Here is a 6,920-nt window from a genome sequence, read left to right on the forward strand (position 1 = left end):
CTTCACCCAAACTTCCTCACCGCATCCAGCGCCAGCCCGCTGCCGATGCTGCCGAACCGGTCCCCTTCCACGCAACGCGCCTCGGGCAGCAGCGCCGCCAGCCGCTGCCGCAGCAGCGGCACGCTGCTGGAGCCGCCGGTGAAGAAGATGGTATCGACCGCCGCGCCATCCACGCCGGCATCGGCCAGCAGCTTGTGCACGGTCTGCTCGGTCTTTACCACCAGCTTGTCGATGGATTCATCGAACTCGTCGCGCGTGATGGTCAGCGTCAGGCCCTGCTCGAGCCTGTGCAGGTCCACGTCGGTGCTGCCCGCGTCGGACAAGACGATCTTGGCGGCTTCCACCTGGATCGCCAGCCAGTGGCCGGCGCGTTCGCGGATCAGCCGCACCAGGCGGTCGAGCTTCACGGTGTCGGCGGCGTCGCGGTAGTTGTCCATCACCAGCGACCACGCCTTGCGCGTATAGACCAGGTTGATGGTGTGCCAGCTGGCCAGGTCGAAATACTGGCTGGACGGCATTGCCTTGCCGTTGCGCAGCTCGCTGCCCAGTCCCAGCAGCGGCATCGCGCGGGCCAGGCTGAGCGCGCGGTCGAAGTCGGTGCCGCCGATATGCACGCCGCCATTGGCCAGGATGTCGTCGCGCCGGTCGCTGCGCGCCGCGCGCTCGGGCGAGAGCCGCACCAGCGAGAAGTCGGAGGTGCCGCCGCCGATATCGGCCACCAGCACCAGTTCCTCGCGCGTGATCCCGGCCTCGTAGTCAAACGCGGCGGCGATCGGCTCGTACTGGAACGCGATCTCGCCGAAGCCCGCGTCGCGCGCGATCTCAGCCAGTGTGTCTTCGGCGAGCTGATCGGCCACCGGGTTCTCGTCGATGAAAAATACCGGGCGGCCCAGCACGGCGCGCGAGAACTCGGTGCCGGCGGCCTGCTCGGCGCGTGTCTTCAGTTCGCGGATGAAATGCGCCAGCAGCTTGCGGAACGGCATGGCCTGGCCCATCACCTCGGTGCTGTCGTCCATCATCGAGGTGCCCAGCAGGCTCTTGAGCGAACGCATCAGCCGGCCTTCATAGCCCGCCAGGTAGTCGCCCAGCGCGGCGCGGCCATAGCTGACCAGCGGGTCCTCCGCATGGAAGAAGATTACCGAGGGCAGCGTCACCTTGCCGTCCTCCAGCGGCAGCAGTGCCGGCCGCTCCGGGCGGCTCCAGCCGACCGTTGAATTGGACGTGCCGAAGTCCAGGCCGCATGCGTTTGACATCATCGATTACGTTCCCTGCAAGACAAAGTGGCCCGCGCGGCGCAAGGCCGGCGCGGGCGGGGGCGTCATTGTAGGGCAGTCACGCGGTCCGTGGCGGCCTGACCGAGTCTGGACCCGGGATGCGCCTGCCTTGACACGCCAGCATGCCCCTCCTATGCTGCGTCTGTTCTTTATTAAAGACCGTCGTTCTGTTCTACGGAACATCAAAGAGCGCACGGCCGGACGTAGCCCCATGCAAAAACCCCTGCGCGATATCCGCGTGCTCGACCTCACCAATGTGCTGGCCGGGCCGTTCTGCTGCCACCAGCTTGCCCACCTGGGCGCCGAAGTCATCAAGGTGGAAACCCCCGGCACCGGCGACCTGGCCCGGCAACTGGGCGCCGATGCCGGGCTGAACCAGCGCCTGATGGGCGTGTCCTTCCTGGCCCAGAACCCCGGCAAGCAGTCAGTCACCCTCAACCTGAAGCACGCGCGCGGCAAGGAGGTATTCCGCAAGCTGGTGCAAAGCGCCGACGTGGTGGTCGAGAACTTCCGCCCCGGCGTGATGGAGCGGCTCGGGCTGGGTTATGAGACGCTGAAGCAGGACAACCCGCGCCTGATCTACTGCGCGATCTCGGGTTTCGGCCAGGACGGGCCGCTGGCCGGGCTGCCCGCCTATGACCAGATCATCCAGGGCATGGCCGGCGTGATGAGCATCACCGGCGATGCGCAAAGCGCCCCGTTGCGGGTCGGCTACCCGGTGTCGGACACCATCGGCGGGCTTACCGCGGCGCTGGCGGTATCGGCGGCGCTGGCCGACACCCAACGCACCGAGGGCTATTTCATCGACGTGTCGATGCTGGAAGCGACGCTCGCCACCATGGGCTGGGCGGTGTCCAACCACCTGATCGCGGGCAAGGCACCGGGGCCGATGGGCAACGAGAACATGACCGCCAGCCCGTCCGGCACCTTCCGCACCGGAGACGGCCTGCTCAATATCGCCGCCAACAAGCAGGAACAGTTCGAAGCCGTATGCCGCGTAGTGGGCCGCCCGGAGCTGGTTGCCGACCCGCGCTTTGCGCAGCGCCAGGCGCGGCTGGCCAACCGGGCCGCGCTGACGCAGGCGCTGGAAGCGGAGCTGGCAAAGAAGCCGGCCGCCGAATGGTGGCCGCTGCTGACCGACGCCGGCGTGCCGGCCGGCCCGGTGCTGGACGTGCCGCAGACGCTGGCCCACCCGCAGGTGAGCGAGCGCGGCATGATCGGCGAATTCGCCGATGCGCCCGGCGTGGGGCGCGATATCCGCGTGGTGCGCACCGGCTTCAAGCTCAACCGCGAGGCGCCGGCCGTTGACACGCCGCCGCCGGAGCTGGGCCAGCATACGCGCCAGGTGCTGGGCAGCCTGGGCTACAGCGATGCGGACATCGACCAACTGAGCAAGGAGCGCGCAGTATGAGCGACAGCGAAACCCGCGGCCACCCCGGCCACCTCCACGATGACGCCATGGACCCAGGCCAGCGCCTGGCGCAGGACTGGTGGCGCACCGGCATCATCGACATGCGCCCGGGCGAGATCCGCTACCGCGGCTACCCGATCGAGCAACTGATCGGCCGGGTCTCGTTTGCGCAGATGATCTGGCTGATGCTGCGCGGCGAGCTGCCCGGCCCCGGCCAGGGCGAGCTGCTGGACGCGGCGCTGATGGCCGCGGTAGATCACGGCCCGCAAGCGCCCAGCATTGCCATCGCGCGCATGGCGGCGACCTGCGGCGTGGGACTGAACAACGCCATGGCATCGGCCGTCAACGTGCTGGGCGACGTGCATGGCGGCGCGGGCGAGCAGGCGGTGGCGCTGTACCAGGACGTGGCGCAGCGGCTGGATGCCGGCAGCGCGATGGACGCCGCTGTCGCGGCCGCGCTGCAGCACTACCGCGATCTGCACGGCAAGTTCATTGCCGGCTTCGGCCACCGCTTCCACCCGGTCGATCCGCGCGCGCCGCGGCTGCTGGCGCTGGTCGACCAGGCCGCGGCCGGCGGCGTGGTGAGCGGGCGCTACGCGGGCATCGCGCGCGCGGTGGAAGCGGCACTGGGCGCCGGCCGCGGCAAACCCATCCCCATGAATATCGATGGCGCCACCGCGGTGATCTACGCTGAGCTGGGCTTTGCCGCGCCGCTGGCGCGGGGGCTGTTCTGCCTGTCGCGCTCGGTCGGCATCCTGGCGCATGCCTGGGAGCAGACCTGCGAGGGCGGGCGCAACAAGGGCCCGATGCCGCGCCAGTTCCTGTGGACCTATGACGGCGCGCCGCAGCGCGATGTGCCCGAGCCGGGCCGGCAGGGCTAGGCGCGGTCAGCCGGCCAAGTCCGGTTCCGGTTCAAGCAGCGGCGCCGGCGATGCACTGGCAGCCGGCGCCGCCATCGACGACGCGAGCACGTAGCGATCGCGGCCATGTGCCTTGGCGTGGTAAAGCGCGCGGTCCGCGTCGGCAAACAGGGTGCGCCACAGCGCTTCCTTGCTGCCCATGCCGCCGCGCAACTGCGCCACGCCGATGCTGACGCTGGCGTGGCCATGCCCGGCCGGCAGTTCGATCGCGCGCACCTTGCGCAGGACCCGGTTGGCCAGCGCCGAGGCCTGGTGCTCGTCGGTATGCGGGCACAGCACGCAGAACTCTTCGCCGCCGTAGCGCCCGGCCACGTCCGAGGCGCGGCGCGAGTTGTCCAGCGCTTGCGCCACTTCGCGCAGCACGGCGTCGCCGGCGTGGTGGCCGAAGGAGTCGTTGACCTGCTTGAAGTAGTCGATGTCGATCACCAGGCACGCCAGCGGCTGCCCGTCGCGCTGCCAGCGCGCCACCAGCGACAGCGCCGACATCTCCAGCGCGCCGCGGTTGAGCAGCCCGGTCAGGGCGTCCATGCGCGCACCGCTCTCGTTGTGCGCGATGATCTGTTCCATCGCCATCACGGTAAAGCCAAACAAACCCAGCAGCGTGGCAATCAGCGGCGCCAGCACCCAGGCCGACCCCGCCGGGCCGGCAAAGAACAGCGTCAGCGGCGCTGCGGCGGCCCCTGCGGTTGCGCCCGCCACGGGCAGGTGCATGGCGTAGCTGAAGCCGGCCAGCTGCGTGGCAAGCTGCACCAGGCTGGCCACCAGCACCAGCGGCGCGCCGATGCTGCGGCGCCCGCGCCCGGTGCGCGCCAGCGTGGCAAAGGTGGCCAGCGATACCAGCGCCAGCACGCCATAGACGATGCGCAGCACCAGTTGCGCTCCGTCGGGCGTGCCACTGGTGGTCGCCATCAGGACCAGCACGATCAGCCCCGCGCCAACCAGCGCCGCCGAATGCCCCGGCACGCCGTAATAGACGCGCACGCCGTGGTAAATCACCAGCCAGCCGGCCACGAAGGCAAGGGCCCCGAACATGCCAAGCTGGCCCGCCCCGCTGGCCACGCAGATGCCCAGCGCCAGGCCCGCGGCCGACACCAGCACGTGACCAAAGGCCCACAGCCGCCCCGCCTCGCTCGCGCGCAGCGCGAACACCAGCCCCGCCGCGATAATCAGCGTGCTGGAGAAAAACACCATCATCACCACCGCAATGGTTTGCTGATCCAGGTGCAAGGGGATTTCCTCAAGGATGCCGTCTGCCGTGCCGTCAATATCGATCAGCGGGCATTGGGCCACAGGGCGCGACACAGGCATTTTTGCGCTTGATTTCACAACATGTGACGTGCGCTGTTTTCAATGCCAGCAGCATGATAGCCCGCGCTTGCGCCGCCGTGACACCCCCGACAAGCCGGGTCGGGTGGACTTCACCTGGAAGGGCTTCCGGCTTCAGTCCGGAGCAGCTTCGTCCGAAATATGGTCCGGAAAGCTGCCGCCCAGCGCCTGCGTCAGGGCGTGCGCCGCATGAAGCACATCCACGCGAAAATTTTCTCGGTAGCGCGCTGCCGGGCAGGTCAGCGTCAGCGCGCCGGACAGCACGCCACCCGGGCCGAACACCGGCGCGGACACGCCGGCCAAGTCCGGGCTGCGGTCGCCCACCAGCGCCGCCACGCCCTCTTGCCGGATCCGGTCATAGAGCTCGCCGGGCTCGCCGGCGAAAGCGCGCAGGACGCGCGCGCCGGCGCCGCGGTCGCGCGGCAGCAACTCCCCCGGGCGCACGTGGTCGCGCACCGGCTGCGGCGAATCGACACGGTACAGGCACAGCCGGTGTTCGCCCTGCTCGACATGGAAGGCCGCGCTCTCGCGCGTGGTGCGCACCAGCTCACGCAGCACCGGCATCACTACAGCCTCGAGCGAGAACGACGCCGCATAGACGGCATTCAGGCGCGCCACCTCCGGACCCAGGCCATAGCGGCCATCCACCTGGCGCCGCACCAGCCCGGCGTGTTCGAGCGAGGCCAGCAGGCGCAGCAGCGTGCTCTTGTACAGGCCGCTGCGCTGCGCCAGCTCGGCCAGGCCAAGCGCGGCATCGCCCGGGCGGAACACCGATAGCACGAACAACGCCCGGTCCACGGCGATCGCGCCGCCGGTGGCGGCGTGCTTGTCGGCTTCTGAAACCTGTGCGGCTTTGCGTGGCATGGCGGACGGTGGCGGTCCCGGCAGGACCGGCGGACTGGACCGGAGAATGGAACGATGCGCCAACGTATAGAACGCACCCTGGCTTGTCAATCGGCAACCGCTACGGGTGGCAATGCCCTGGCGCACGCCTGGCGACCTGGCGACCTGGCAGACGGGGACGCCGCAACCGCTGCGCGCGGATCGCACGCTGGCGTTTTTCTGCAACACCGTGGCCGCTGCCTGACGCCGCCCCGATACCCGCTTTAGCGCCTTCGCCGCCGCCTGGGCTATCGCATGCGCCACATTGTCCGCGCCTACTCGCCACTCGCCGGTTTGCAAGCGGAAATAGAGGGAAAGTTACCGGTTTTTGCTTAAGCAGCCACTGCACCGGATGGATAGAATCATGCGTTGCTCAACCCTGCGCTATCCCCGTATTTCTGCCGCAATGTCTCATCACCCTGCTATTCCCGACCTTGGTATGACCGTTCCCGCACTCTCGCTTGGTGCCATCCTGGATGACCTGCGCAGCGCTCCGCGCCCGCTGACTTCCGCGGAATACGCATACCTGGCCCACTTGCGGCAACGCATCGTCACCGGCGACGCGGACCTGTGGACCACGCTCGAGACCGCGGGCGTGCCGTGCCGTGAACGCCGCCTGTCGCCGGAAGTCGTGCAGGCGCTGACCGCGATCGGCCAGTTGCCGATGCACTGACCGGGCAGCGGTCCTGCATCGCAGGAAAATTCTCCGCACCATTTCGGAATCCGGCCCACCACCAGGCATGCAGCGCCCAGCTACGATCGATTCACTTCGATCCGCCGGGGACCAGCGCCATCGCACCAGCGCGATGCAGGCCCCGGCCACGGCACGGGCATGGCTTACCGACTCAGCAACCGGCGCGTCTCCTTTCTCTCGTTGCGTGTCTTCGCTGCACTGATGCAGCATCGTGACACCGGCAGCGCCACGCAGGCGCTGGGCATCCAGCCGCAACGTCTCTATTACCAGATCCGCCGCCTCGAGGCTGCCCTAGGAGTCTGTCGGGCTTTCCGGCCTTCCAATCGATGATGCCCAGCCAGATAATCGTGGCAGCACAACCGACAGACTATCCCGATGAGCCGCTTCGTTCCCGTTGACCGAGACACTGCGTA

7 protein-coding genes are annotated in these 6,920 nt (G+C 68.6%); 4 read left to right on the forward strand and 3 right to left on the reverse strand.

The genetic code is table 11. The features are described from left to right. Positions 1 to 2 precede the first annotated feature (2 nt). Complete coding sequence (locus DN412_RS19325) at positions 3 to 1,256, reverse strand: Hsp70 family protein (protein WP_115213075.1); 1,254 nt, start codon at positions 1,254 to 1,256, stop codon at positions 3 to 5. Positions 1,257 to 1,485: 229 nt separating this feature from the next. On the opposite strand from DN412_RS19325, the gene DN412_RS19330 reads away from it, so the two are divergent. Then, entirely contained in the window at positions 1,486 to 2,685 is a 1,200-nt protein-coding gene (locus DN412_RS19330; protein ID WP_115213076.1) for a CaiB/BaiF CoA transferase family protein, read from the forward strand. Continuing rightward, positions 2,682 to 3,566 carry a citryl-CoA lyase gene (locus tag DN412_RS19335; RefSeq protein ID WP_115213077.1) on the forward strand — a complete coding sequence of 295 codons (885 nt, stop codon included), beginning with the start codon at positions 2,682 to 2,684 and terminating at the stop codon, positions 3,564 to 3,566. The genes DN412_RS19330 and DN412_RS19335 overlap by 4 nt, the downstream gene beginning before the upstream one ends. 6 nt (positions 3,567 to 3,572) lie before the next feature. Here the strand turns inward: DN412_RS19335 and DN412_RS19340 are convergent, their stop codons facing one another. Both DN412_RS19340 and DN412_RS19345 read right to left on the reverse strand, forming a co-directional pair. Then, complete coding sequence (locus DN412_RS19340; protein ID WP_115213084.1) at positions 3,573 to 4,832, reverse strand: GGDEF domain-containing protein; 1,260 nt, start codon at positions 4,830 to 4,832, stop codon at positions 3,573 to 3,575. A gap of 213 nt (positions 4,833 to 5,045) precedes the next feature. Continuing rightward, on the reverse strand, positions 5,046 to 5,795 hold the full coding sequence (locus tag DN412_RS19345) for an IclR family transcriptional regulator (protein ID WP_115213078.1): 750 nt from the start codon (positions 5,793 to 5,795) through the stop codon (positions 5,046 to 5,048). 457 nt (positions 5,796 to 6,252) lie between these two features. Here DN412_RS19345 and DN412_RS19350 point away from each other — a divergent pair, with 457 nt between their 5' ends. Together DN412_RS19350 and DN412_RS45665 are read left to right on the forward strand one after the other, a co-directional pair. Beyond that, the gene (locus DN412_RS19350) at positions 6,253 to 6,486 is read left to right on the forward strand and encodes an IclR family transcriptional regulator (protein WP_234825046.1); all 234 of its coding nucleotides are present in this window, start codon (positions 6,253 to 6,255) and stop codon (positions 6,484 to 6,486) included. Between the two features lie 159 nt (positions 6,487 to 6,645). Continuing rightward, on the forward strand, positions 6,646 to 6,837 hold the full coding sequence (locus DN412_RS45665) for a helix-turn-helix domain-containing protein (RefSeq protein WP_341868067.1): 192 nt from the start codon (positions 6,646 to 6,648) through the stop codon (positions 6,835 to 6,837). The last annotated feature ends 83 nt before the right edge of the window (positions 6,838 to 6,920 follow it).

This window comes from Cupriavidus lacunae (genome assembly GCF_003353055.1).
Lineage (GTDB): Bacteria > Pseudomonadota > Gammaproteobacteria > Burkholderiales > Burkholderiaceae > Cupriavidus > Cupriavidus lacunae.

Excerpts from the sequence above, each read along its gene's own strand:
- DN412_RS19325 (WP_115213075.1), bottom strand. The coding sequence starts at position 1,256 with ATGATGTCAAACGCATGCGGCCTGGACTTCGGCACGTCCAATTCAACG.
- DN412_RS19330 (WP_115213076.1), top strand. The coding sequence starts at position 1,486 with ATGCAAAAACCCCTGCGCGATATCCGCGTGCTCGACCTCACCAATGTG.
- DN412_RS19345 (WP_115213078.1), bottom strand. The coding sequence starts at position 5,795 with ATGCCACGCAAAGCCGCACAGGTTTCAGAAGCCGACAAGCACGCCGCC.
- DN412_RS19335 (WP_115213077.1), top strand. The coding sequence starts at position 2,682 with ATGAGCGACAGCGAAACCCGCGGCCACCCCGGCCACCTCCACGATGAC.
- DN412_RS45665 (WP_341868067.1), top strand. The coding sequence starts at position 6,646 with ATGGCTTACCGACTCAGCAACCGGCGCGTCTCCTTTCTCTCGTTGCGT.
- DN412_RS19350 (WP_234825046.1), top strand. The coding sequence starts at position 6,253 with ATGACCGTTCCCGCACTCTCGCTTGGTGCCATCCTGGATGACCTGCGC.